1 protein-coding gene and 1 pseudogene are annotated in these 1,771 nt (G+C 67.1%); one reads left to right on the top strand and one right to left on the bottom strand.

Annotated features, from left to right (window positions below; translation table 11 throughout):
* Positions 1 to 293: 293 nt before the first annotated feature.
* Positions 294 to 1,141 (top strand): annotated as a pseudogene (locus CA983_RS43310) (IS5 family transposase).
* A 24-nt stretch (positions 1,142 to 1,165) separates the two neighbouring features.
* On the opposite strand, the gene CA983_RS43305 reads toward CA983_RS43310, so the two are convergent.
* The gene (locus CA983_RS43305; RefSeq protein WP_086606071.1) at positions 1,166 to 1,612 is read right to left on the bottom strand and encodes a hypothetical protein; all 447 of its coding nucleotides are present in this window, start codon (positions 1,610 to 1,612) and stop codon (positions 1,166 to 1,168) included.
* Positions 1,613 to 1,771: the final 159 nt, after the last annotated feature.

The following is a 1,771-nucleotide window of genomic DNA, read 5'->3' as shown; positions in this document are numbered from 1 at the left end:
GCCGCGGGCCTCGGCCGCGTRGGTGAGCGCGGCGATACGGGCGAGGTTCTGCGGCGAGGTCGCCCAGGTCGCGGGGTCCGTCGTGCGGCCCTCCAGGTACTCCTGCGGCATCGCGGCCTGCTGGTGGGCCTGGATGGCAGCGGCCCGCTGCGCCGGAGTTGGAGCGGCGTCCCGGCCCGGGTGGTCAACGGCGTGCGGCGCGGCCGGCGCTTCATCCCGTACRGSGGGCGGTGCGGTGAGGGCGGCACGGATCGCGTTCTGCAGGGCGAGGCTGGCGCCCGGACCCGCGCGCCCTGACACAGTCCCGCTCGGGGACGCGACAGCGCCCGTATCCCAGTGACCTTTCCGACGCACGCTGGCAACTGATCGGGCCCACGCTCACCACCTGGCGGGCCGAGCGCAGAGGCAAGGGCCTGGACATCGGACGCCCGCCCGAGCACGACCTGCGCCGCATCATGGACGCCATCCTCTACGTCGACCGCACCGGCATCCCGTGGAGGTACCTGCCGCACGACTTCGCACCCTGGGAAACCGTCTACGGATACTTCGCCGCGTGGCAGAAGGAAGGCGTCTTCGACCAGCTCAATGGCCTGCTACGCCGCCTGGTTCGTCAGGCTGAAGGTCGGGACGCCGAGCCGAGTGCCTGCGTGCTGGACTCGCAGAGCGTGAAGACCTCGGCCAACGTGCACGCGGTCGGCCAAGGGATCGACGCCGGCAAGAAGATCGCAGGCCGCAAGCGGCACCTTGGTGTCGATGCCCTCGGACTGCTCCTGGCCGTCTGGGTAACCGCGGCCAGCGTCTCCGACAACGCCGGCGGCATCCACCTGCTCTCCCAGATCGCCACTACAAGCCCCCACGTGACCAAGGCATGGGCCGACAACGGCTACCGCACCAAAGCCATCGACCACGGCGCTCACCTCGGCATCGACGTCGAAGTCGTCCAACGCGAAGCCGGCATCAAAGGCTTCAAGGTGATCCCCCGGCGTGGTGGTCGAGCGAACCTTCGGCTGGCTCATGCACCACCGCCGMCTCGCCCGCGACTACGAGACCTACCCCCACCGCTCCGAAGCCATGATTCACATCGCCATGATCGAGCCGACGACTCACCCAAGAGTCCACACCGAACTGGCGCAACACGTGACGCACAAGCTGGCCGCGCGCCGCGTCACATCTGAGTGTTGATGTCATGGGTGGCAGTCGCATCCAGTGTGTGTGGCACAACCACGATCTGTACGTCGTCCTCGTAGATGACCCGTCCCGGGTCTGCGGAACGCAGAGCCCGGCAGTCGACGCCGTGCGCGGACAGAATCTCCAGATAACCGGAGACGCGAGCGAGGAGATGCGTGGCTGACGGCTTGAACCATGCCGCCGCGCCAGGGTTGATCTCGTCGTCATAGACGCTGGGGTCAACGGTCGAGGGGTCGGTGTACGCGGCGTCGTACCAACTGTTGTTGCGGCGGCGGAAGGACTCCTGTTCGTCCGAGAGCCTTCCCTCCCTCGCCAGATTATTGACGAGGCCGAAAACGCCGGTGAAGTGGCCTCGGTTGTTCCGGTCCGGCGATTGAAACCGCACGTACTGAACGGCCTCGCTGTCGCTATCGATCATCCCCATCAGCACATCTTCCCACCGCTACCCTCGCGCTCCGATGGCTCCCTTCCGCACCAGACGGACGCTGTCATCCGATGCCACGAGACCTGCACTGGGAGCAAACACGCGAAGGAGGATGAAACGCTCTTTGAGGGACCATGCGGGTCGACCACCCCTGTGCCG

The organism is Streptomyces swartbergensis (assembly GCF_002148965.1).
Lineage (GTDB): Bacteria > Actinomycetota > Actinomycetes > Streptomycetales > Streptomycetaceae > Streptomyces > Streptomyces swartbergensis.
Note: the sequence above shows the minus strand (reverse complement) of the source record. Positions and strands in the feature narration are given on the sequence as shown.

Coding starts and splice junctions, on each gene's coding strand:
- CA983_RS43305 (WP_086606071.1), bottom strand. CDS start 1,612: ATGGGGATGATCGATAGCGACAGCGAGGCCGTTCAGTACGTGCGGTTT.